The organism is Pseudomonas sp. PA-1-6B (genome assembly GCF_021609545.1).
Classification (GTDB): Bacteria; Pseudomonadota; Gammaproteobacteria; order Pseudomonadales; family Pseudomonadaceae; genus Aquipseudomonas; species Aquipseudomonas fluorescens_BV.
The window spans coordinates 1-21,471 of record NZ_WJZM01000064.1 but is presented as its reverse complement, the minus strand read 5'-3'; the positions used below and the strand labels follow the sequence as shown (position 1 = coordinate 21,471).

At 63.0% G+C, this 21,471-nt stretch carries 20 protein-coding genes; 4 read left to right on the top strand and 16 right to left on the bottom strand.

The genetic code is table 11. The features are described from left to right. Nucleotides 1-108: 108 nt before the first annotated feature. The 12 genes from GIV35_RS23335 to GIV35_RS23280 form a co-directional block, all read right to left on the bottom strand. Complete coding sequence (locus tag GIV35_RS23335; RefSeq protein WP_236265408.1) at nucleotides 109-1,512, bottom strand: amidase; 1,404 nt, start codon at nucleotides 1,510-1,512, stop codon at nucleotides 109-111. Beyond that, nucleotides 1,509-2,777, bottom strand: a complete 1,269-nt coding sequence (locus GIV35_RS23330; protein WP_198716485.1) for a Zn-dependent hydrolase — start codon at nucleotides 2,775-2,777, stop codon at nucleotides 1,509-1,511. The genes GIV35_RS23335 and GIV35_RS23330 overlap by 4 nt, the downstream gene beginning before the upstream one ends. Nucleotides 2,778-2,790: 13 nt before the next feature. Then, entirely contained in the window at nucleotides 2,791-3,486 is a 696-nt protein-coding gene (locus GIV35_RS23325) for an ABC transporter ATP-binding protein (protein WP_003192343.1), read from the bottom strand. Next, nucleotides 3,486-4,235, bottom strand: coding sequence for an ABC transporter ATP-binding protein (locus GIV35_RS23320; RefSeq protein ID WP_014719039.1), 750 nt, complete (start codon nucleotides 4,233-4,235; stop codon nucleotides 3,486-3,488). The genes GIV35_RS23325 and GIV35_RS23320 overlap by 1 nt, the downstream gene beginning before the upstream one ends. After that, a complete protein-coding gene (locus GIV35_RS23315) occupies nucleotides 4,232-5,242 on the bottom strand; it encodes a branched-chain amino acid ABC transporter permease (RefSeq protein ID WP_105227250.1) in 1,011 nt (336 codons plus the stop codon). The genes GIV35_RS23320 and GIV35_RS23315 overlap by 4 nt, the downstream gene beginning before the upstream one ends. A gap of 1 nt (nucleotide 5,243) precedes the next feature. Further along, nucleotides 5,244-6,104: a branched-chain amino acid ABC transporter permease gene (locus GIV35_RS23310; RefSeq protein ID WP_003192337.1), complete on the bottom strand. Its 861-nt coding sequence runs from the start codon at nucleotides 6,102-6,104 to the stop codon at nucleotides 5,244-5,246. 57 nt (nucleotides 6,105-6,161) lie between these two features. Continuing rightward, complete coding sequence (locus GIV35_RS23305; RefSeq protein ID WP_236265886.1) at nucleotides 6,162-7,364, bottom strand: ABC transporter substrate-binding protein; 1,203 nt, start codon at nucleotides 7,362-7,364, stop codon at nucleotides 6,162-6,164. Nucleotides 7,365-7,600: 236 nt separating this feature from the next. Further along, the gene (locus tag GIV35_RS23300; RefSeq protein WP_236265887.1) at nucleotides 7,601-8,368 is read right to left on the bottom strand and encodes a FadR/GntR family transcriptional regulator; all 768 of its coding nucleotides are present in this window, start codon (nucleotides 8,366-8,368) and stop codon (nucleotides 7,601-7,603) included. A gap of 112 nt (nucleotides 8,369-8,480) precedes the next feature. Continuing rightward, a complete protein-coding gene (locus GIV35_RS23295; RefSeq protein WP_057975027.1) occupies nucleotides 8,481-9,236 on the bottom strand; it encodes a hypothetical protein in 756 nt (251 codons plus the stop codon). 107 nt (nucleotides 9,237-9,343) lie between these two features. Then, a complete protein-coding gene (locus tag GIV35_RS23290) occupies nucleotides 9,344-10,756 on the bottom strand; it encodes an efflux transporter outer membrane subunit (protein ID WP_236265941.1) in 1,413 nt (470 codons plus the stop codon). Beyond that, nucleotides 10,749-12,719 (bottom strand): MacB family efflux pump subunit, encoded by a 1,971-nt coding sequence (locus tag GIV35_RS23285; protein ID WP_236489341.1) that lies wholly within the window; start codon nucleotides 12,717-12,719, stop codon nucleotides 10,749-10,751. Before GIV35_RS23285 ends, GIV35_RS23290 begins: the two co-directional genes overlap by 8 nt. 1 nt (nucleotide 12,720) lies before the next feature. Next, nucleotides 12,721-13,890: an efflux RND transporter periplasmic adaptor subunit gene (locus GIV35_RS23280; protein ID WP_236265894.1), complete on the bottom strand. Its 1,170-nt coding sequence runs from the start codon at nucleotides 13,888-13,890 to the stop codon at nucleotides 12,721-12,723. 326 nt (nucleotides 13,891-14,216) lie between these two features. On the opposite strand from GIV35_RS23280, the gene GIV35_RS23275 reads away from it, so the two are divergent. From GIV35_RS23275 to GIV35_RS23260, 4 genes are all read left to right on the top strand, one after another. Next, the gene (locus tag GIV35_RS23275; RefSeq protein ID WP_105227245.1) at nucleotides 14,217-14,699 is read left to right on the top strand and encodes a sigma-70 family RNA polymerase sigma factor; all 483 of its coding nucleotides are present in this window, start codon (nucleotides 14,217-14,219) and stop codon (nucleotides 14,697-14,699) included. Nucleotides 14,700-14,818: 119 nt separating this feature from the next. Beyond that, nucleotides 14,819-16,156: a lysine N(6)-hydroxylase/L-ornithine N(5)-oxygenase family protein gene (locus GIV35_RS23270; RefSeq protein ID WP_105227244.1), complete on the top strand. Its 1,338-nt coding sequence runs from the start codon at nucleotides 14,819-14,821 to the stop codon at nucleotides 16,154-16,156. 187 nt (nucleotides 16,157-16,343) lie between these two features. Next, the gene (locus tag GIV35_RS23265; protein WP_236265829.1) at nucleotides 16,344-17,564 is read left to right on the top strand and encodes a putative DNA modification/repair radical SAM protein; all 1,221 of its coding nucleotides are present in this window, start codon (nucleotides 16,344-16,346) and stop codon (nucleotides 17,562-17,564) included. Next, entirely contained in the window at nucleotides 17,561-18,394 is an 834-nt protein-coding gene (locus GIV35_RS23260) for a TIGR03915 family putative DNA repair protein (RefSeq protein ID WP_236265830.1), read from the top strand. Before GIV35_RS23265 ends, GIV35_RS23260 begins: the two co-directional genes overlap by 4 nt. A 139-nt stretch (nucleotides 18,395-18,533) precedes the next feature. Here the strand turns inward: GIV35_RS23260 and GIV35_RS23255 are convergent, their stop codons facing one another. From GIV35_RS23255 to GIV35_RS23240, 4 genes are read right to left on the bottom strand one after another with little or no spacing between them, the layout of a single operon-like run. Beyond that, entirely contained in the window at nucleotides 18,534-19,031 is a 498-nt protein-coding gene (locus GIV35_RS23255; RefSeq protein ID WP_003192319.1) for an Lrp/AsnC family transcriptional regulator, read from the bottom strand. Nucleotides 19,032-19,035: 4 nt separating this feature from the next. Further along, nucleotides 19,036-19,866 carry an ABC transporter ATP-binding protein gene (locus GIV35_RS23250; RefSeq protein WP_272911835.1) on the bottom strand — a complete coding sequence of 277 codons (831 nt, stop codon included), beginning with the start codon at nucleotides 19,864-19,866 and terminating at the stop codon, nucleotides 19,036-19,038. Between the two features lie 3 nt (nucleotides 19,867-19,869). After that, nucleotides 19,870-20,583 carry an ABC transporter permease gene (locus GIV35_RS23245; protein WP_054897441.1) on the bottom strand — a complete coding sequence of 238 codons (714 nt, stop codon included), beginning with the start codon at nucleotides 20,581-20,583 and terminating at the stop codon, nucleotides 19,870-19,872. After that, nucleotides 20,580-21,281 carry an ABC transporter permease gene (locus GIV35_RS23240; RefSeq protein WP_014719023.1) on the bottom strand — a complete coding sequence of 234 codons (702 nt, stop codon included), beginning with the start codon at nucleotides 21,279-21,281 and terminating at the stop codon, nucleotides 20,580-20,582. Before GIV35_RS23240 ends, GIV35_RS23245 begins: the two co-directional genes overlap by 4 nt. Nucleotides 21,282-21,471: the final 190 nt, after the last annotated feature.

The following is a 21,471-nucleotide window of genomic DNA, read 5'->3' as shown; positions in this document are numbered from 1 at the left end:
ACAACCTACAAAATTGTGTAGAAGCTGCGACGGCGGTGTGTCAGAGGCCAATGTGCTGACTGAACCAGCGCTATCGCAGGCAAGCCAGCTCCCACAGTTGCGGGTATTTCAGGTCGGGCTTCTCGGTGTGTGCAAGTGCGCTGTGGGGAATGCCTGTGCATACGCGTGACACACCCTCAACACCTGCTCATCGGCAAACCGCGCACCCACCACATGCAAGCCCACCGGCAAGCCATTTGCCGCCAACCCACAGGGCACTGACGCCGCCGGTTGCTGGGTGAGGTTGAACGGGTAGGTGAACGGCGTCCATTCCATCCACTCAGTCATTCCCGAACCCGGCGGTACGTTGTGCCCGGCTTCGAACGCGGTGATCGGCATCATTGGTGACACCAGCACATCGTAATGCTCATGGAAGGCTGCCATCCGTGCAACCAGCGCCGCTCGCGCTTCGAGGGCTGCGTTGAAATCATCCAGGCTCAAGCGCTCGCCCCGTTGTGCAATGCGTAGCAGCCCTGGGTCGAGCAGTTGCCTTTGCGCCTCGCTCATCGCGCCGGTCAGGCGAGCGGCACCGGCGGCCCACAAGGTGCTGAAGACATCCAACGGGTCGCTGAAGCCAGGGTCGATCTGCTCGACATGGGCGCCCAGTTGCACCAGGCCCTGCACAGCCTGATCCACTACCTGGGCAACTTGCGGGTCGACTTTCACATAGCCGAACGTGGGGCTATAGGCGACACGCAACCCTTTCAAGTCCGTCCCTGGAACGAGCCAGGGCGTGGTTCGCGGCGCGCCGATCAAGCCGTCCCGTGCATCCGGTCGCGCCACGGCTTGCAGCATCAGCACACTGTCTTGCACGGTGCGCGTCATCGGCCCCAGGTGCGACAGGATCGTCATGGAGCTGGCCGGCCATTGCGGCACATAGCCGAAGGTCGGCTTGATCCCGAAGGTGCCGGTAAACGCACAGGGAATACGGATCGAGCCGCCGGCGTCGCTGCCCTGGTGCAGCACGCCCAGGTTCAATGCCGCCGCCGCAGCGGCGCCCCCGGACGAACCGCCGGCGGTGGTGCGCGTGTCCCACGGGTTGCGGGTGATGCCGTACAGCGGGTTGTCGGTCACGCCTTTCCAGCCGAATTCCGGGGTGGTGGTCTTGCCCAGCAGCACCGCGCCGGCCTTGCGCATGAAGGCCGAGAAGGGCGCGTCCACGTCCCACGGGCCCTCGGCACTGGAGGTGCGCGAGCCTTTGCGCGTGGGCATGCCGGCTGTCAGCGTGAGGTCCTTGATCGACGCCGGCACGCCATCCAGGGCGCCGCAAGGTTCGCCCTTGAACCAGCGTTGTTCCGACGCCCGCGCAGCGTCCAGGGCGCCTTGCGGGTCGACATGGCAGTAAGCATTCACTGACGGGTTGTAGCGCTCGATGCGCAGCAACGCGTCTTCGGTGACCTCCACGGGCGACAAGGTCTTGTCGCGAAAGTGCTGCAGCAGTTGCACCGCCGTCAATTGGCCGATCTCACTCATGCTGGAACTCCCTGCGCCGCGTTGACCATGGCGCGCAGCAACACCGCGCAGCCTGCGGCCAGATCATCCGGCGCGGCGTTTTCGATTTCGTTATGGCTGATGCCGCCTTCGCACGGCACAAAGATCATCCCGGCCGGGCCCAGTTCAGCAACGAATATCGCGTCATGCCCGGCGCCGCTGACAATGTCCATATGGCTCAAGCCCAATGCCTGGGCAGCCTCGCGCACGGCATTGACGCAGGCAGGGTGGAAGTCCAGCGGCGGGAAGTCGGCAGTCGGCGTCAGTTCAAACGTCAAGCCGTGGCGGGCGGCCGCGTCTTCGATCACTGCGCGCACTTCATCGACCATGGCTTGCAGCTTGTCGGCGTGCAGGTGACGCAGGTCGATGGTCATGTGCACCTGGCCGGGGATCACGTTGCGCGAGCCAGGGTGCAGGTTAAGGCAGCCGACGGTGCCGCAGGCGTGAGGCTGATGCTGATGAGCGATACGGTTGACCGCGCTGACCACCTCGGCAGCGCCCACCAGGGCATCCTTGCGCAGGTGCATGGGCGTAGGGCCCGCATGCGCCTCTACGCCGGTGAGGGTCAGGTCGAACCACTTCTGGCCCAGGCAGCCCATCACCACGCCCAGGGTAATCGCCTGGTCCTCCAACACCGGGCCTTGCTCGATATGCGCCTCGAAATAAGCGCCCACCGGATGGCCCAGCACCGCACGCGAACCGGCATAGCCGATGCGCTGCAATTCGCTGCCCACCGACAGGCCTTGATCGTCGAGCTTGTCGAGGGTCTCCTGCAAGTCGAACTTCCCGGCAAATACCCCGGAGCCCATCATGCACGGCGGGAAGCGCGAGCCTTCTTCGTTGGTCCACACCACCACTTCGATGGGGGCCTGGGTTTCGATCTGCAAGTCATTGAGCGTGCGGATCACTTCCAGCCCGGCCATTACCCCGTAGCAACCGTCGAACTTGCCGCCGGTGGGCTGGGTGTCGATGTGGCTGCCGGTCATGACCGGGGGCAGGGTGGGGTTGCGTCCAGGGCGCCGCGCGAAAATATTGCCGATGGCATCCACACTGACGCTGCACCCGGCGGCTTCGCACCACTGCACGAACAGGTCGCGGGCCTGGCGGTCCAGGTCGGTGAGGGCCAGGCGACACACGCCGCCCTTGGCCGTGGCGCCGAGCTGGGCCAGGTCCATCAGTGACTGCCACAAACGGTCGCGGTTGATCAGCGGGGCATCGCTCTGGAGCGGTTGCGCAAGACTATTCATCAGGAATCTCCACTCAGGCACTCAAGGCCAGGTAACGGTTTTTGATCGTCGGGTCGGCGCGGAAGTCAGCGGCGCTGCCCTCGTACACCACGCGGCCCTGTTCGAGCACGTAATGGCGGTCGGCGAGCTTGTCGCAGACCATCAGGTTCTGTTCCACCAGCAACACCGGCAGGCCCTCGTCCTTGACCTTGCGCAGGATCTTCACCAGCTCGTCGACGATCACCGGGGCCAGGCCTTCAGTGGGTTCGTCGAGGATCAGCAGCTTGGGGTCGTTCAGCAGGGCGCGGGCGATGGCGAGCATCTGCTGTTCGCCGCCGGACAACGCATGGCCGGCGTTTTTGCGCCGCTCCTTGAGGCGCGGGAACATGGCGTACACGTCTTCCAGCTGCCAGCGGCTGTGCTTGCGGGCGGCGATGCGCAAGTTTTCCTCCACCGTCAGCAGGCGGAAAATCCCGCGGTTTTCCGGTACCAGCGCCAAGCCCTGGCGCGCAATTTCAAAGATCTTTTGCCCCACCAGCGCCTGGCCGTTGAAGTGGATCTGACCCTGGCGCGGGCAGATGATGCCGAGGATGCTGCGCAGGGTGGTGGTCTTGCCGGCACCGTTACGGCCGAGCAGGGTCACCAGTTCGCCAGGGTTGACGCTCAGCGACACGCCCTCCAGCACATGGCTTTTGTCGTAGTAGGAATGGATATTCTCGACGATCAGCATCAGGCAGCCTCCCCAAGATAGGCAGTACGCACACGTTCATCGGCGCGCACGAACTCCGGCGTGCCTTCCACCAGGATCTGCCCATGGCTCATCACCGTGATGCGTTGGCTGATGGACATGACGATGCTCATGTTGTGTTCGATCAACAGCACCGTATGGTCGCGGCCAAGGTCGCTGATCAGTTGGGTCATGATCGGGATATCGTCGATGCCCATGCCCGAGGTGGGCTCGTCGAGCATCAACAGTTTGGGTTTGGAGCAGATCGACATGCCCACCTCCAGCACCCGTTGCTGGCCGTGGGACAACTCACCGGCCAGGGTGTCGGCGCGTGCCGTGAGTTGCAGGCGTTCCAGCACCTGGTCGGCCATCTCCAGGTGTTCGCGCTGGCTGTCCACTCGACGCCAGAAGTTCAAGGCACGCGAGCCATCGCGGCCCTGGGCGGCCAGGCGCAGGTTTTCGCGCACGCTGAGGTTCTGGAACAGGCTGGTGAGTTGGAACGAGCGCGCCATGCCCAGGCCGACGCGGCCGTGGGCGGGCTTGCGCATCAGGTTCTTGCCGTCGAAATGGATCGCCCCGGCGGTGGCCTGGCGTTCACCTGTCAGGCAGTGGAACAGGCTGGTCTTGCCCGCGCCGTTGGGGCCGATGATGGTGTGGATGGTGCCGGCTTCAACCTTGAGGTTGACGCCATTGACCGCATGGAACGCGCCGTAGGCCAGCTCCAGGTTCTGGGTTTCAAGCAAGATACTCATAGCCCGTCCTCCTTGGCGACGACCGCGGGTTTGCGCGCGCCGCGCACCTTCTCGAATAGCGACGCGAGGCCGCCCCACAAACCGCCGCGCATGAATATCACCACCAGGATCAGGATTACCCCCAGCAGCATCAGCCAGCGCGGCCACAGGTCGGAGAGAAAGTCGCCCAGCAGCACGATGGAGCCGGCGCCCAGCAGTGAGCCGAACAACGAGCCGGTGCCGCCGACGATGGTCATGATCAGGATGTTCTCGGACATCGCCAGGTCGATATTCGACAGCGGCACAAAGTGCAGCAGCATGGCGTACAACGCCCCGGCAATCCCGGTGACCGCACCGGACAGCACGAACACCAGGATCTTGAAGTGGCGCGTGTCGTAGCCTATGGCCGAGGCGCGGGTTTCGTTCTCGCGGATCGCCATCAGCGTGCTGCCAAACGGCGAAGCGATGACCCGGCGTGCGCCGATGAAAATCAGCAGGAACAGCACCGCGACAAAACCATAGAAGGCACGGGCATCGGTCAGGGACAGCAACACGGTGTCGCCCACACGAATTTCCGGGCGCGGCACGCTGAGCAGGCCGTTGTCGCCGCCGGTCCAGTCGCTCAGGGTGTAGGCGACGAAGTACGCCATCTGGCTGAACGCCAACGTGAGCATCACGAAGTAAATGCCCGTGCGCCGAATTGCCAGGGCGCCCACCAGCAGCGCCAGGAAACCACCGGCAATCGCCGCGCCGAGCAACGCGGTGAACAGGCCCAGTTGCAGGTGAATCATCAACAGCGCCGCACAATAAGCACCGGCACCAAAGAAGATGCCTTGGCCGAAGGACAGCAGCCCGGTATAGCCCAGCAGCAGGTTGCAGGCCAGGGCGGCCATGGCAAAGATCAGGATCTCGGTGGCCAGGGTCGCCGAGGGCAACACCAACGGCAGGCCGATCAGCACGGCCAACACCCACAGCAACATGGCTCTGGATTGGGTCTTGGCAAACGGCAGCGGGTTTTTATCGCTCATGTCAGGCTCTCCCGAACAGGCCATAAGGGCGTACCAGAATCACCACGGCCATCGCACCGTAGATCATCAGGCTCGCACCCTGGGGCCAAAGTGTGGTCATCAGGCTTTGCACCACGCCCACCAGCAAACCGCCGACCAGCGCACCGCTGAACGAGCCCATGCCGCCGATCACCACCACCACGAAGGCGATGCCCAGAATCTCCGGGCCGACGAAGGGCTGGGCGCCGCGCAACGGCGCGAACAGCACCCCGGCGACACCGGCCAGGGCGACGCCGAGGGCGAAGGTCATGGAGAACAGGCGGAAAATATTGGTGCCCAGTAGCGACACGGTTTCGGTGCTTTCACTGCCAGCGCGCACCAGAGCACCGAAGCGCGTACGTTCCAGCAACAGCCACAGGCCCAGGCCCACCAGGCCGGAAAACACGATAAGGAACAGGCGGTAGTAGGGGTAGACGAAATCACCCACCACCAGCACGCCGCGCAACAGTTCCGGCACGGCGACGCTTTTGCCCACCGGGCCCCAGATCATCACGCTGGCTTCCTGGATGATCAGGGCGATCCCCAGGGTCACCAGAATCTGGAACATGTGTGGCAAGTGGTAGATGCGCTGGATCAGCAAGCGCTCGATCACCCAGGCCAGTGCGGCCACCACCAGCGGCGCGATCAGCAGCGCCAGCCAGAAGTTGCCGGTGAGGCTCACCGCGGTGTAGCAGATGTAGGCACCGAGCAGGAAAAACGCGCCGTGGGCGAAATTGACGAAGTTGAGCAGGCCGAAAATGATCGTCAGCCCCACTGCGATCAGGAAGTAGATCATCCCCAGCCCAAGGCCGTTGAGAATCTGGAACAGGTACAAATTAAGCATGCAGGCACCCTCCGCAGACGGCCGCTTGCACGGCCCTGCGCGACAAAAGTTAAGCGGTCAGCCGAGCGTGCAGCCCGTCGCCTCGACTGCGGGGAACGATTGGCCAGCGCTGAGCACTTTGGCGAGGTCGTCCTTGTCGGCCATGTCGCCGCTGGCCTTGCCGATCAGCAGGTAGTAATCCTTGATCACCTGGTGGTCGCCGGCGCGGATTGACTCCTTGCCGGTCGGGCCTTCGTAGCTCAAGCCTTGCAGGGCCTTGGCCACGGTCGGGCCATCGAAGCTGCCGGTCGCGATGATGGTGTCGAGCATGACTTTGGTGCTGATGTAGTCGGCGGCCAGCGGGTAGGTGGGGTTGATGCCGTACTTGGCCTGGGTCAGCTTGACCAGTTCACGGTTGAGCGGGGTGTCGACCTGGTGCCAGTACTGTGCGCCGAGGTACACGCCCTCGAGCACATCGCTGCCCAGTTCCTGGAACTGATCCAGGCCGGCAGACCACACCAGCAGCACCTTCATGCGCTCCTTGATGCCGAAGTTCACGGCCTGGCGCAGGGTGTTGGACGATTGGCTGCCAAAGTTGAGCAGCACCAGCACATCGGGCTTGGTGGAAATGGCGTTGGTCAGGTAACCGGAGAATTCCTGTTCCTGCAGCGAGTGGTAGCTGTTGCCCACGTGTTCCAGGCCATGTTCCTTGAGTACGCTTTTGGCGCCTTCGAGCAAGGCTTCGCCGAACACGTATTGCGGGGTGATGGTGTACCAGCGCTTGGCGTCCGGCAGCAGCTTGATCAGCGGCACCATGGTTTCGCGTATCGCGCCGTAGGTGGGCACCGACCAGCGGAAGGTCGCCTTGTTGCAGTCCTTGCCGGTGACTTCATCGGCGCCCACCGGGGTCATGAACACGCCGCCGACCTTGTCCACTTCCTTGGCCACGGCCAGGGCGGAAGACGACAGCGTGCAGCCCTGGAAGAACCGTGCGCCGTCCTGCGCGATGGCCTCCTGCACCTTGCGCACTGCCTTGCCGGCGTTGCCTTCGGTGTCGATGACCTTGTAGTTCAGCGGGCGGCCGAGCAATTCTGGGTGTTGTTGCACCGCCAGGCGCGAACCCATGTCGGCAAATTTGCCATAGCTGGCAAAGGCGCCAGACATGGACTTGAGGCCGTAAAAGGTAAAGGGCTCGGCGGCGAATGCCGAACGCACGCTCAGCGGAAGGCTGAGGGCGGCGGCCGCGGTGAGGCTGGCTTTCAATAACGTACGACGCTGCATGGGGTGACTCCCTGGTTTAGTTATTGGCAGGAGCGGCAAGGGCGATACGGTGGAGCAAGGGCCTGTGGGCAGGCTTGTTATTGGATAACTCGATTTCGCGGGTGAACGGGGTCAACTGTGGGAGCTGGCTTGCCTGCGATGGCATCGACTCGGTCCCTCTGTAACACCGAGGCGCCCGCATCGCAGGCAAGCTGATCCCACATTGATCGGGTTCCCACATTGGATTGTTGGCGTGTTTAAGGGTGGTCGAACTCCAAGAGGAAATGCGGGCTCACCTGGCCTTCCAGCGCGGTCATATGGTGTTCGGCATCGCACATGTGTTCATGCATCAAGCTGCGCACCGCGCTTTCGTCCCCGGCGCGAAAGGCGATCAGCAGTTGCTTGTGATAGTCGAGGTTGGCCGCGTCGAACTGCTTGCGCTTGGGCTTGTAGGCTTTTTTCAGCACCACCAGGTCGCGCAGCAAGTCATTGAGAAACTGCGCCATGAAGCTCAGCAGCGGGTTGGGGCAGGCCCGGGCCAGCAGGTTGTGGAACTCCAGTTCCGCCAGGCGTTGTTCGCGCTGGCCGGCTTCGCTGTCTTCGGGGGCGCTGCAAAAATCCACATTGGCTTGCAGGGAGGTGTAATCGTTTTCGCTCAAACGCCCGAGCACCGACACCGCCAATTCCACTTCGATGACCTTGCGCAGTTGGTAGACCTGCTCGCCGTCCAGGTGCTGGAAGTGCAGGTAATTGCGCAAGGCGCGGCTGGCCGGCTCGGTGCCGGCCTGGTTCAAGTAAGCCCCGCCGCTGGGGCCGGTGCGCGTGCTCACCAGGCCCTCGACCTCCAACGCCTTGAGCGCTTCGCGTGCCGAGCCTTTGGAACACTGGAAGCTTTCCATCAACTCGCGCTCGGTGGGCAGGCGGTCGCCGGGCTTCAAGGCGTCGGTGACGATCGAGCGCTTGACCGACTCGACAATCACATCGGACAGCTTCTGGCGTTTGCGGCGTAGCGGGCGAGTCAGCATGGCGGTGATTTATCGTATTAATGCGGATAAATAGCACTTAATAACGATTGGGGAAGTGCGTCAACGCAGGCTGTCGTTTTTGGTGGCAAGAGGTCGTAAATGCGTGGGCTACTTACTCCCAGGCGCTGAGGTCGAGACAGCGCGTGGACGCCGGCGGTTGTCTACCATAGGCGAGAAAATCCCCCAGCCAGCGGTTGACACAGCCGTCGGCGCCTGCGCGCGCCGACTCCTTGAGCAAGAGTTGCTCGACACCGGTGGCGACTGCTTCGCCAGGCTCGGCATTGATCAGCACCATGCGCCCGACACGCTCGGGAAACAGCGTGCCGTAGCGGCTGCCGAGGCGGGTGGCAGCGGCGTTGCCCAGGTAGTTGAGGCGCGCCTCGTCAAGTTGCCCGCGCACGAACTCCATGTCCCGCGCGGCCTGTTCCACGGCATTGCCCTCGCGCAGGTCGCGAGCGCTCAACTCGATGACGTCATAACGGTCGACCAGGGTGCGATAGGCCTGGGTGGCAAGCGACTCCCAGCGGCTGGCGAGGTGAAGAACGAAAGGCGCGTCCTTGGCCTGGAGGGGTTCGCCGGCCTGGATGAACACGACACCTTCACGGTTGAGCGGTTGCCGTGCGCCTACCCGTGTCACGCTCAAGCTTAGGCGGCCGCGCTGGGGGGCGGCATGGTCGCGGGGGACGTTGACCAGGCCGCATTGGGTGCGGCCAACCACTTGCGGGTTCAAGTGCGCCGTCGTGGTGAGGGGGCAGTCCAGCAGCCAGTCGATTGCGGTGGGGGCGATCAAGGGCTTGGCCAGCGCCAGGTTCGGTATCAACCAGCAGCCAATGCAGGCCAGGCCTTTTACAACAACGCTGGGTTTCATCATGAGGTCCCGGGCTTCCGTGTGATAACGGCTTTTTTACCAAGGACCTTGAGGTGGAGAATGTAGGGTGAAGAAACAACTCGTGTATGAAATATGAGTTTCGTTTATCAGATCTTGGTTTTCCAGCCACCGCCTAATGCCTTGTACAGGGCGATGCTGGCTTGTAGGCGCGACAGGCGCAGTAGCACGTTCTGGTCCTGGGCGCTGTACAAAGTGCGCTGGGTTTCCAGCACCGTGAGCAGGTCTTCGGCACCGGCTTCGTAGCGGCTCTGGGCAATCTGAAACGCGGTCTGCGCCTGTTGCAGCTCCTCGCTTTGCCACTGGCGTTGCTGGTCAAGGCGGGTGATGCTGCTGAGGGCTTTTTCCACATCGGCAAAGCCATTGATGATCGCCCCGCGGTAGGTTTGCAGCAGTTCATCCTGGCGTGCCCGAGCCTTGTCGCGCTCGGCGCTCAGCCGGCCATTGTTGAAGATTGGCGCCATCAGGCCCGAGGTCAGGGTGTAGAAGGGGCTGCGCAAGACCTCTTGGGCCTTGTATGCGCCAGAGCCGAGGGTCGCGCCCAATGTCACTGAAGGCAGCATCGCTGCACGGGCCACCGTGACGTCGGCACGGGCCGCTGCCAACTGGGCCTCGGCCTGGGCGAGGTCGGGGCGCCGGCTCAATAACTGGCTCGGTACACCGGGCCCGATACTCGGCCAGGTCAATGCCTGGAAGGGTTCAGCGCCCAGTTCCAGAGCCTGTACCGGTTGACCGAGCAAGGCGGCCAAAGTGATTTGCGACTCTTCGACCGATTGCTGGATCAGCGGCAACTGCCGTTGCTGGCTGGCCACCAGGCTCTTCTGTTGTGCCAGTTCCAGGGCCGTGGCGGAACCTGCGTCGTGGCGGGTCTGTACCAGGTTCAGCACATTGCGTGCATTGGCCAGGTTGAGCTCGGCAATCTGCAGGCGCTGGCGTGCGGCCAGGGTTTGCGCGTAGCGGTCGGCGACATTGCTGAGCAGGGTCAGCTCCACGTTGGCCTGATCGAACTCACTGGCGTGCAGGCTGTGCACGGCGCTGTCGCGCGCAGCGGCGCGGCCCCCCCAGAAGTCGATTTCATAGCTGGCGGTGAGGCTGGCGTCATAGCTGTTGACGGTCCGGTTGCTTTCGGTGGCGTCCAGGTCCGAGTTGCCGCTGCCGCGCAACAGCCTTTGCCGGCTGGCGGTGAGGTTGAACTTCAGTTCCGGCAGCAGCGGTGCGCCGGCAATCACCGCCGTGGCCTGGGCCTGACGGACCCGCGCCATGGCGGCCGCTACGTCGAAACTGTCACGACGGGCCTGGTCGATCAGGCGGTTCAACGCCGGGCTGCCAAACTGCGTCCACCAGCGCTGGTTGATGGCTTGGGTCGCTTCGCGTTCTGCATAGTGCCAGGTGGCGGGCGCGGCGAGGCCGCTATCAATGGCGGGTGGGTTAGCGCCACAGGCCGTGAGCAACAGGCACAGGCTGAGCGCTGACAACGGCGGGGTGATTGATCGTTTATTCACTGGTCAACGCCTTAACCGGATCGAGCCGGGCAGCTTTACGGGCCGGCATAAAGCCGAATACGACGCCGGTGACCAGCGCACAGCCAAACGCGCCGAGCACCGCCACCAGGGAAAACTGCACCGCCACTTCAGCCAGCACCAGCACGCCGCCCACCAGCAATGCCAGGGCAATACCGAACAGGCCGCCGACCACCGAGAGCATCACCGCCTCGGTGAGGAACTGGCGCAGGATGTCGCGCTGGCGCGCCCCGGTGGCCATACGGATGCCGATTTCACGGGTGCGTTCGCGCACGGTCATCAACATGATATTCATCACGCCGATGCCGCCCACCAGCAGGGAAATCGCCGCAATCGAGCCGAGCATCAGCGACAGGGTGTTCTGGGTGCGGGCTTCGGCCTGAATCATCGCGGCATTGTTGGTCAGCTCGTAGTCGCGCTTGCCGTTATGTAGCTTCAGCATCAGTTGGTCGATGGCGCGTTCGGCTTCATGCACCTTGCGCGCATCGGTGGTGGCAATCGCCACGTATTCGGGGTTGTAGCTGCCGAACAGGCGGACACTGGCGGCGCTGTAGGGAATGGCGACACGGTCGTCACTGTCCTTGTTGCCGGAGCTTGAGCCTTTTTCCGCGAGCACGCCGACCACCTGGAAGGGTACGTTCTCGATCAGGATGTACTGGCCGATAGGGTTGGCCACGTCCTTGAACAATTTTTGGCGGATGCGCGCGCCGATCACGGCGACCGTGGCGGCGGCGCGTTCGTCGGCCTCGGTGAAGTAGCTGCCCTCGACCACCGGCCAGTTGAAGATCTCCGGGAAGTTGGTGTCGTTGCCCCCCACGTAAGCCATGTAGTCGACGTTGCCGAAGCGCACACCCGCGTCGGTGCCGTTGACCGGCATGATGCGCTTGACCTGAGGCAGCGTCGCCAGGGCCGCGACATCGTTGAGGGACACGATACCCAGCGGCGTACGCGGGTTGGGCGAAGACCCGCTGAGGTAGATGATATTGGAGCCGAACGCGCCCATCTGCGCCATGACCTGGCGCTTGCTGCCTTCGCCCACTGCCAGCATCACCACCACCGACGCGACGCCGATGATGATGCCCAACAGCGTCAGCGCCGTGCGAAAACGGTTGATCCACATCACCCGCCAGGCGGCCTGCACGGCGTCCAGCAATTCGCCTTTCCAGGCACCATTGTGCTCGGCGCCGTCGGCCAGGCGTTGACGCAGGTCCACGGCGTGCAAGGCGCCGGCCGCCACGCTGGGTGTGGCCGCGCGGGTGTCAGCCGAATCGCTGATGATCTGGCCGTCGCGAATCTCGATGATGCGGTTGGCTCGCGCCGCCACTTCACGGTCGTGGGTAATCAGAATGACCACATGGCCCTGGCTCGCCAGCTCGTCGAGCAAGGCCATGACCTCGGCGCCGCTATGGCTGTCGAGGGCGCCGGTGGGTTCGTCGGCGAGGATGATATGGCCGCCGTTCATCAGGGCGCGGGCGATGGACACCCGTTGCTGTTGCCCACCCGATAGCTGGTGCGGCCGATTGCCGGTGCGCTCGGCCAGGCCCAGGCGGGTGAGCAGGGCGCTGGCGCGGGCATGGCGTTCGGCGGCGCTGATGCCGGCATAGATCGCCGGCATCTCGACGTTTTCCTGGGCGGAGCCTGAGGGAATCAAGTGGTAGCCCTGAAACACAAAACCGAAGGCTTCGCGGCGTAGCCAGGCCAGTTCGTCGCTGCCCAGGTGGGCGACGTTTTCCCCGGCGAACAGGTAGTCGCCCTCGGTGGGGCGGTCGAGGCAGCCGAGGATGTTCATCAGCGTCGATTTACCCGAGCCCGACGCGCCGACAATGGCGACGAACTCGCCGGCATGGATCGACAGGTCGATGCCGCGCAACACATCGACCTGCGGGCTGTCGCCGCCGCCGTAGGATTTGCGGATGCCTTTGAGTTCAATCAGGGGCGTGGTCATTTCAGCCCCCATGGCTATCAACCGGGCCGATCAACAGGTGGTCGCCCTCGCTCAACCCCTCGAGCACTTCCACCCGCAGGCGGTCGCTGATGCCCAGGCGCACTTCACGGTCTTCGATGGCTCCGTTTTTGGCGACCACCCGGGCGATTTGCGCTGCGGAGCCGGGCACGCTTTGCAAGGCGGCGACGGGTACGGAGAGGGCGTCCTTGACTTGGCTGGCGACGAAAAAGACCTGGGTGGTCATCTCGGCCATCAGCGCGTTGTCGGCGTTGTCCACGTCCAGCAGCACCGTGTACAGCACCACTCGGCCAGTGCCGCTCTTGCTGGTGCTGCTCGGGCTGCCGCTGCCCTGGGTTTCGTTCAAGGGTTTGGGCGGGATCGGCAGGATCTGGCGCACGGTGCTGGTCCAGCGCCGGCTGCCACCGCTCAGGGTGGTGAAATACGCGCTCATGCCGGGTTTGACATGGCCGATGTCGGCTTCGGAGACTTCCGCCCACACCGTCATGGGCGACAGCTTGGCGATGCGCAGGATCAGCGGGGTTTGCTGTTGCGCGTTGAGGGTCTGGCCGACGCGCGCGTCCACGGCCACCACGGTACCGGTCATCGGCGCGTAGATGCGCGTGTATCCCAACTCGGCCTCATCGCTGCGCAGACTGGCCTGGGCCTGGCGGATCTGTGCCTGGAACATCTCGACCCGCGCCTGGGTCGCGCGCAGTTCTGCCTTGGCGGTCTGCACGTCTTCCTCGCGGGTGGCGTTGCCGGCACTCAGGCGCTGCTGACGCTGGTACTTCTGATGGGCCAGTTGGTGCTGGGCTTTCTGCTCCTGCAACTGGGCCTGCAGGTTTTCGATGGCATAGCGGCTGGCGTCGAGCTTGGCTTTTTGCGTGGCGGGGTCGATCTCCACCAGCAATTGGCCCTCTTGGACCTGGTCGCCGGCCTCGACGTGGATCTTGCGGATCTGCCCGGAGGCCTGGGCGCCGACGTCGACGTAACGTCGCGGTTGCAGGGTGCCCAGGGCGGTGACGCTGTTTTCGATGTCGGCGCGGGTCACCGTGACGGTGGCCAGGGCGTCGCGGCCCGGCGTCAGGCCCTGCCAGGTGGCAAACGCAACGATGGGAATCAGGCACGCCACCACAAGCAGGGCGCGTCGGGCAGGTCGAGGGCGTTTCATGGGTAGCTTCCAGCCAGGAAAGTTCGGGGCGCAGTCGCGCAGAGCTGACAGGTAAACGAGGAAAATGCTCCGGAATTTAGGCTGTTACATAAGTAGTTACAGCGCCAATTGCGAAAAAAACCGACCGCTGATGAGAGAGTTCTTTAAAAGTAGATGAGAATTACTATAAATTGCACACACTCAAACTGCCATCATCGGTGATGGCTAAACCGCCAATGATTGCGGGCGCATCCAGATAAGGGGGTGCGCTCTTGGGTTTTTCGCGAGCAAGCTCGCTCCTACAGGGGCTGGGTGTCGTTTGTACCAAGGCCGTGGGGTCAGGAGTCATGTTGGAAAACTACTATCGCGAGCTGGTGTGTTTCCTCAACGCCAAGCTGGGCAACCGTCAGGTGGCCGAAGATGTGGTGCATGACGCTTATGTGCGGGTGCTCGAGCGCGCAAGCGACACCCCGATCGAACAGCCCCGCGCCTTCCTGTACCGCACCGCCTTGAACCTGGTGATCGACGGTCATCGGCGCAACGCCTTGCGTCAGGTCGAGCCCCTGGAGGTGCTGGACAGCGAAGAGCGCTTCGCCGCCTGTTCCCCCCACGCCAGCCACGACCAGGGCCAGCGCCTGGAGATGCTCGAGCGCGCCTTGGCCGAGCTGCCGGCGGCCTGTCGCGACAGTTTCCTGTTGCGCAAGCTCGAAGGCCTGTCCCATCTGCAAATCGCTGAACGCCTGAACATTTCCCGCAGCCTGGTGGAAAAACACATCGTCAACGCGATGAAGCACTGCCGGGTGCGCATGCGCGAGTGGGAAGCGCACTGATCGGCTGTTAGTTAAATTTTATTTCACTGTCCTCGTTTCCTATCAACACACGGCCTGTTGTTCAGGCCATGAAGGTATTCCCGCCCCACCGCCATGGGGCTTATCCAGAGGACACTGGAATGACACAGGCAATTGCTTCGCCCGCGGTTCATGACCTGATCGGGATCGGTTTCGGCCCTTCGAACCTGGCGCTGGCCATCGCCCTGCAGGAGCGTGAAAAGGCCCAGGGCAAGCTGGACGTGCTGTTTCTCGACAAACAAGCCGACTACCGCTGGCACGGCAATACCCTGGTGACCCAGAGTGAACTGCAGATTTCCTTCCTCAAGGACCTGGTGACCCTGCGCAACCCCACCAGCCCGTACTCCTTCGTCAACTACCTAAAGGCCCACGACCGCCTGGTGGACTTCATCAACCTGGGCACCTTCTACCCCTGCCGCATGGAGTACAACGACTACCTGCGCTGGGTGGCGGGGCAGTTCCAGGCTCAGGCCAACTACGGCGAGGAAGTGCTGGCCATCGAGCCGATCCTGCATCAGCAGCAGGTCGAGGCATTGCGTGTGATCTCCCGTGATGCCCAGGGCGAGCAGCATGTGCGCACCACCCGTTCGGTGGTGGTCAGCGCCGGCGGCACACCGCGCATCCCCGAGGCATTCAAGGCGCTCAAGGGTGATAGCCGGGTGTTTCACCATTCCCAGTACCTGGAGCGCATGGCCAGCCAGCCGTGCGTAGACGGCAAGCCGATGCGCATCGCCGTGATCGGCGGCGGCCAGAGCGCGGCCGAAGCTTTTATTGACCTCAATGACAGCTTCCCGTCGGTGCAGGTCGATATGATCCTGCGCGGTTCGGCGCTCAAACCGGCCGACGACAGCCCGTTCGTCAACGAAGTGTTCTCGCCGGCCTTTACTGACCTGGTGTTCCAGCAAGTCGGTGCCGAGCGCGAGCGTTTGGTCGCCGAATACCAGAACACCAACTACTCGGTGGTGGACCTGGACCTGATCGAGCGAATCTACGGGATTTTCTACCGCCAGAAAGTTTCCGGCATCGCCCGCCAGGCGTTCCGCACCCTGACCGTAGTGGAGAAGGCCACCCCAGGCCCGCTGGGCATCGAGCTGGCCCTGCGCAATAGCGCCACCGGTGAAACCAGCCTCAACCATTACGACGCGGTAATCCTGGCTACCGGCTACGAGCGCCAGATGCACCGTGAACTGCTGGCACCGCTGCACGCTTATATGGGCGACTTCGAAGTGGCCCGCGACTACCGCATCGTCACCGACGAGCGCTGCAAGGCTGGCATTTACATCCAGGGCTTCAGCCAGGCCAGCCATGGCTTGAGCGATACCTTGCTGTCGGTGTTGCCGATCCGGGCCGATGAGATTGCGGCGTCGTTGTATGCGCTGGACCATCACCGTGACAAGGCGCGTTCGGTGCAGGACTTGCTCCTGGCAACCGCCAGCTGACCGATCCCCTTATTGTGGCGAGGGAGCTTGCTCCCGTTCGGGTGCGCAGCGCCCGCGAGCTTTTGGGGCCGCTTCGCAGCCCAGCGGGAGCAAGCTCCCTCGCCACAAGAGCTCGCTCCTACAGACGGCACTTGTGACAAAGTGTGGCTATTGATACTGTACAAAAAACCAGTATCGGTAGCCCTCCATGCAGTTGATCGAAAAACTCAGCATCCTCGCCGACGCCGCCAAGTACGACGCGTCCTGCGCCAGCAGTGGCGCGCCCAAGCGCAGTTCCGAGGGCAAGGCGGGGCTGGGTTCCACCAATGGCATGGGCATCTGCCACAGCTACACGCCCGATGGCCGTTGCGTGTCGTTGCTCAAGGTGTTGCTCACCAACTTCTGCCTCTACGACTGCCAATATTGCGTCAACCGCCGCTCCAGCGACGTGCCCCGTGCGCGCTTCAGCCCGGAGGAGGTGGTCACCCTGACCCTGGATTTCTACAAGCGTAATTGTGTCAGCGGGCTGTTCCTCAGTTCCGGGATCATCCGTTCGTCGGACTACACCATGGAGCAACTGGTGCGGGTCGCCAAGCTGCTGCGCGAAGAGCATGACTTTCGCGGTTATATCCACCTCAAGACCATTCCCGATGCGGACCCGGCCCTGATCGCCGAGGCTGGCCGTTATGCCGATCGCCTCAGCGTGAATATTGAACTGCCCACCGACGCCAGCCTGCAAACCCTGGCGCCCGAGAAGCAGATCGGCTCGATCAAGCAGGCCATGCAGACCATCTACACCGGCGAACAGACGGTGCTCAACGAACCCCGCGCGCCACGTTTTGCCCCGGCTGGGCAGAGCACACAGATGATTGTCGGTGCCGACGACACCGACGACAGCACCATCCTGCACGGTGCCGAGGCGTTGTACGGTAATTTCAAGCTGCGCCGCGTGTATTACTCGGCGTTCAGCCCCATCCCCAACAGCCCGAAAAGCGTACCCCTGGCCGCGCCGCCCTTGATGCGCGAGCACCGCTTGTACCAGGCTGATTTCCTGCTGCGCAGCTACGGTTTCAGCGCCAATGAGCTGTTCGCCGGCCCCGGTGACCTGGCACTGGATATCGACCCCAAGCTGGCCTGGGCCCTGGAGCATCGCGAGGTGTTCCCCCTGGACCTGAACCGCGCCGAGCCGACCCTGATCGCACGTATTCCCGGCATTGGCCTGCGCACCACCCAGCGCCTGGTCGACCTGCGCCGTGAACGCAAGATCCGCTTCGAAGACCTGGCGCGCATGCGCTGCGTGCTGGCCAAGGCCAAGCCGTTTTTCATCACCAGCGACTACCACCCGCAACAGGCCGACAGCACCAGTGTGTTGTTGCGCGAACAACTGCGTGATCGCCCGCAGCTGCAACAGATGGGGCTGTGGGGATGATCAGCCTGGAGTGCGACAACCTGTTCAGCACCTGGCGCGAACAGGCCCGCTGGTTGCTCAGCCATCAGGTCGACCCCAGCCAAGTCAGCTGGGGCGAGGTGCAGGCGGCGGACCTGTTCGCTACCGATGAACCGATCCCACCAGGGTTGGGGCCGTTTCAGGCGCGCATACCCAAGGCGTTGTTGCAATTGTTGGAGTCCGCTGCCTGTTATCACGGTGATCAGCGCTGGAGCCTGTTGTATGAAGTGCTGTGGCGGGTCAGCCATGGTGATCGCACGGCCATGCTCGCGGGGGACAAGCTTGGCAGCGAATTGCAGCGGCGCATCAAGCAAGTCAGCCGGGAAGCCCACCACTTGCATGCGTTTGTGCGCTTCATCGCGCTGCCGGACGGGGCCGGGCCGGAACTGCCGGAGTACGTGGCCTGGCATGAACCAGCCCATGACATTCTCAAGAGCGCCAGCGAGCATTTTATCGGGCGCATGGGCCGCCATCGCTGGATGATCGCCACGCCCCTGGACGGGGTGTATTACGACGGCGAGCAACTGATTCATCAGCGCCAGTGCCCCGAGGCCTGGCAGCAACTGGCACAGAATGTTGAAGATCCCCACAGCGCCATGTGGCTGACCTACTACAGTCACATCTTCAACCCGGCGCGGCTCAATCCCAAGGTGATGGAAGGGCACTTGCCCAGCCGCTTTTGGAAGAATTTGCCGGAGGGCAAGTTGATCCCGGGGCTGATCAGCGAAGCCCGCACGGGCAAGCAGAAGGATGGGCAGGCGAAGCTGGTGGGGGCCAAGCCAGGTAAAAGAATATTAAGTGGGCACGGTTAAAAACTGTGGGAGGGGGCTTGCTCGCAAAAGCGGTGGGGCAGTCAGCTTATGTGTAACTGACCCACCGCTTTCGCGAGCAAGCCCGCTCCCACACAAGCCAGCTCCCACATTTGATTTTCGCAGCCTGGAGGAGTGGGTATCAGGCCAGTTCGGTCGCGGTGTTCTTGACCACCGCCAACTCCGGATGCGCCACCAGCTTATCAATGTGCAACTCATCATTGTTCAACCAGGTCTCGGTCAGCACCCGGTAATGCTCCATATCCCGGCAGCGCATGCGCAGGCTGTAGTCGAACGGCCCGCTGATCAACTGGCATTCGAACACCTGCGGGCAGGCTTTCACGCAGGCTTCGAAGGCCTTTTGCGCCGAGCGCCCGCTTTGGTTGGACAGGGCCACCAGCACCAGCAGCGACAGCCCCGGTGAGACCATCTGCACATCGATGATCGCCCCATACCCACGGATCACCCCGCGTCGCTCCAGCTTGCGCACCCGCTCCAGGCAGGGCCTGGGGGTGAGGTGCACCAATGACGAGAGCTTTTCGTAGGTGATACGCCCCTGATGCCTGAGTACGTCGATGATCGCTTCGTCGATGCGATCCAGCGTAGGGGAAGAATGGGGTCCGTTGGCCTTGGTATCCATGAGTTCACTTCAAACGGTTGGAAAGAAATTGCTGCAAGCGTTCGCTGGTGGGATGGTCGAGGATCTCGGCGCCGCCGTGTTCTTCGACTCGGCCCTGGTGCAGGAACAGTACTTGGCTGGACACCTGGCGGGCAAAGCCCATTTCGTGGGTGACCATCAGCATGGTACGACCTTCCTCGGCCAACGTCTGTATGACTTTAAGCACTTCTCCTACAAGCTCCGGGTCCAGGGCCGAGGTGGGTTCATCAAACAGGATGATCTCCGGCTCCATCGCCAGCGCCCGCGCAATCGCCACGCGCTGCTGCTGGCCACCGGACAGGAACGCCGGATATTGGTCCGCCACGCGGCTCGGCAGGCCGACCTTGTCCAGGTACAGCCGCGCACGTTTCTCGGCTTCGGCGGCGCTCACGTTCAGCACCCGGCGCGGGGCCATGGTGATGTTTTCCAGCACGGTCATGTGGCTCCACAGGTTGAAGTGCTGGAACACCATGGCCAGGCGCGTGCGCAGGTTTTGCAGTTGCGCCTGGTGCGGCGCGCGGGTGCCGGCGCGGCTTGGTTGCATTTCGATGCTGATGCCGTCCAGGGTGATCACCCCGGCGTCAGGCTGTTCCAGAAAGTTGATGCACCGCAGCATCGTGCTTTTGCCCGAGCCGCTGGCGCCGATCAGGCTGATCACATCGCCCTGGCGTGCATTGAGGGACACGCCCTTGAGCACTTCGTGTTCGCCGTAGCGTTTATGGATACCTTCGACTTGCAGCTTGATGGCCGCCGTGGCGGTTTTGCCGACGGGTACATCCATTGGATAAGCGGCCAGGGCCTGCGCGGACTGATTCATGGGTTAGCCTCGGGTAGGAACAAGAAAGCGCATCCAGCGACGTTCGGCCAGCCTGAACAGGCCCACCAGTGCAAAGGACAGCAGCATGTAAAGCAGGGCGGCGATGCCGAAAGCCTGGAAGGTCAGAAACGTCTCAGCATTCGCATCGCGGGCGACCTTGAGGATGTCGGCGACGGTGGCGGTAAACGCCAGTGACGTGGCGTGCAGCATCAGGATCATTTCATTGCTGTAGGCCGGAAGGGCGCGACGCAGCGCGGCGGGCACGATCACAAACAGGTTCAGCCGCCAGCCGTGCAGGCCATAGGCGCGTGCCGCTTCGATCTCGCCATGGGGAATGTTGCGGATTGCCCCGGCGAAGATTTCCACGGTGTAGGCGCAGGTGTTGAGCACAAACGCCAACAGCGTGCAGTTCAGCGCATTGCGGAAAAACTGGTTGAGCAGGGCGTTGTCCTGCACCACTTCCAGGCTGTACAGCCCGGTGTAGCAAATCAACAGTTGGATATACAGCGGCGTGCCGCGGAACAGGTAGGTGTAGACCTCCACCGGCCAGCGCAGCCAGAAATGCTCTGACACGCGTGCCAGCGCCAGGGGGATCGACAGGGCGAAGCCCAGTACCACCGAGATAATGAACAGCCACAAGGTCATGGCGACACCGGACAGGCCGCTGCCATCGCTGAACAGGTAGGCCAGGCCGTATTGCTGGAACAGTTCGATCATCGCGCCATCCCCTTGATGCCCAGGTTATAGCGCCGTTCCAGGCGCTTGAAGATGCGGTTGGAGAGGGTGGTAATCACCAGGTACACCAGGCCCGCGAGGATCAGGAAGTACAGCGGCTCGCTGGTGGACTTGCCGGCGTTCTGCGCGGCCTTGACCAGGTCTGACAGGCCGATGATTGACACCAGCGCCGTGGACTTGAGCAGCACCAGCCAGTTATTGCCCAGGCCCGGCAGGGCAAAGCGCATCAGTTGCGGGAACAGCACCAGGTGAAAGCGCTGCCAGCGGCTCAGGCCGTAGGCGGTGGCGGCTTCCAGTTGGCCCGCCGGCACGCTGAGGATCGCACCCCGGAAGTTCTCGGTGAAATATGCACCGTAGATAAACCCCAGGGTGATCACCCCGGCGGTAAACGGGTCGATTTCAACGTAGTCCCAGCCGAACGCTTCGGTCAGGTCGTTGAGCCACAATTGCAGGCTGTAGAAGATCAGCAGGATCAGCACCAGGTCCGGCACGCTGCGAATCAACGTGGTGTAGAGCGTGGCCGGCACGCGCAGCCATTTGGCGCTGGAGAGTTTGGCACCTGCGGCGACCAGGCCCAGGGTAAGGCTCAGGGCCAGGGCGAGGAACGCCAGCTTGAGCGTCATCCAGGCACCCTGGGCCAGCATGGGGCCGTAGCCTTGCAGGTTGAGGAGGTCGTTCATGGGGAAGATCTCGAAGGAGTGCACGGATTTACTGTGGGAACTGCTTGTTGTGGCGAGGGAGCTTGCTCCCGTTCGACAGCGCAGCTGGAGCCGGCGTTTTTGGGGGGCTTTTGACCCCCGCCGGGGGGAGCTCCCCCCCCCCAACACACCCGCGCCCCCAGGGGCACGGGTGCGGGTGACTCGTTGTGTG

What these genes read in the sequence shown, in the direction of transcription:
- GIV35_RS23335 (WP_236265408.1), bottom strand. Translation starts at nt 1,512, where the DNA reads ATGAGTGAGATCGGCCAATTGACGGCGGTGCAACTGCTGCAGCACTTT.
- GIV35_RS23330 (WP_198716485.1), bottom strand. Translation starts at nt 2,777, where the DNA reads ATGAATAGTCTTGCGCAACCGCTCCAGAGCGATGCCCCGCTGATCAAC.
- GIV35_RS23325 (WP_003192343.1), bottom strand. Translation starts at nt 3,486, where the DNA reads ATGCTGATCGTCGAGAATATCCATTCCTACTACGACAAAAGCCATGTG.
- GIV35_RS23320 (WP_014719039.1), bottom strand. Translation starts at nt 4,235, where the DNA reads ATGAGTATCTTGCTTGAAACCCAGAACCTGGAGCTGGCCTACGGCGCG.
- GIV35_RS23315 (WP_105227250.1), bottom strand. Translation starts at nt 5,242, where the DNA reads ATGAGCGATAAAAACCCGCTGCCGTTTGCCAAGACCCAATCCAGAGCC.
- GIV35_RS23310 (WP_003192337.1), bottom strand. Translation starts at nt 6,104, where the DNA reads ATGCTTAATTTGTACCTGTTCCAGATTCTCAACGGCCTTGGGCTGGGG.
- GIV35_RS23305 (WP_236265886.1), bottom strand. Translation starts at nt 7,364, where the DNA reads ATGCAGCGTCGTACGTTATTGAAAGCCAGCCTCACCGCGGCCGCCGCC.
- GIV35_RS23300 (WP_236265887.1), bottom strand. Translation starts at nt 8,368, where the DNA reads ATGCTGACTCGCCCGCTACGCCGCAAACGCCAGAAGCTGTCCGATGTG.
- GIV35_RS23295 (WP_057975027.1), bottom strand. Translation starts at nt 9,236, where the DNA reads ATGAAACCCAGCGTTGTTGTAAAAGGCCTGGCCTGCATTGGCTGCTGG.
- GIV35_RS23285 (WP_236489341.1), bottom strand. Translation starts at nt 12,719, where the DNA reads ATGACCACGCCCCTGATTGAACTCAAAGGCATCCGCAAATCCTACGGC.
- GIV35_RS23280 (WP_236265894.1), bottom strand. Translation starts at nt 13,890, where the DNA reads ATGAAACGCCCTCGACCTGCCCGACGCGCCCTGCTTGTGGTGGCGTGC.
- GIV35_RS23275 (WP_105227245.1), top strand. Translation starts at nt 14,217, where the DNA reads ATGTTGGAAAACTACTATCGCGAGCTGGTGTGTTTCCTCAACGCCAAG.
- GIV35_RS23270 (WP_105227244.1), top strand. Translation starts at nt 14,819, where the DNA reads ATGACACAGGCAATTGCTTCGCCCGCGGTTCATGACCTGATCGGGATC.
- GIV35_RS23265 (WP_236265829.1), top strand. Translation starts at nt 16,344, where the DNA reads ATGCAGTTGATCGAAAAACTCAGCATCCTCGCCGACGCCGCCAAGTAC.
- GIV35_RS23260 (WP_236265830.1), top strand. Translation starts at nt 17,561, where the DNA reads ATGATCAGCCTGGAGTGCGACAACCTGTTCAGCACCTGGCGCGAACAG.
- GIV35_RS23255 (WP_003192319.1), bottom strand. Translation starts at nt 19,031, where the DNA reads ATGGATACCAAGGCCAACGGACCCCATTCTTCCCCTACGCTGGATCGC.
- GIV35_RS23250 (WP_272911835.1), bottom strand. Translation starts at nt 19,866, where the DNA reads ATGAATCAGTCCGCGCAGGCCCTGGCCGCTTATCCAATGGATGTACCC.
- GIV35_RS23245 (WP_054897441.1), bottom strand. Translation starts at nt 20,583, where the DNA reads ATGATCGAACTGTTCCAGCAATACGGCCTGGCCTACCTGTTCAGCGAT.
- GIV35_RS23240 (WP_014719023.1), bottom strand. Translation starts at nt 21,281, where the DNA reads ATGAACGACCTCCTCAACCTGCAAGGCTACGGCCCCATGCTGGCCCAG.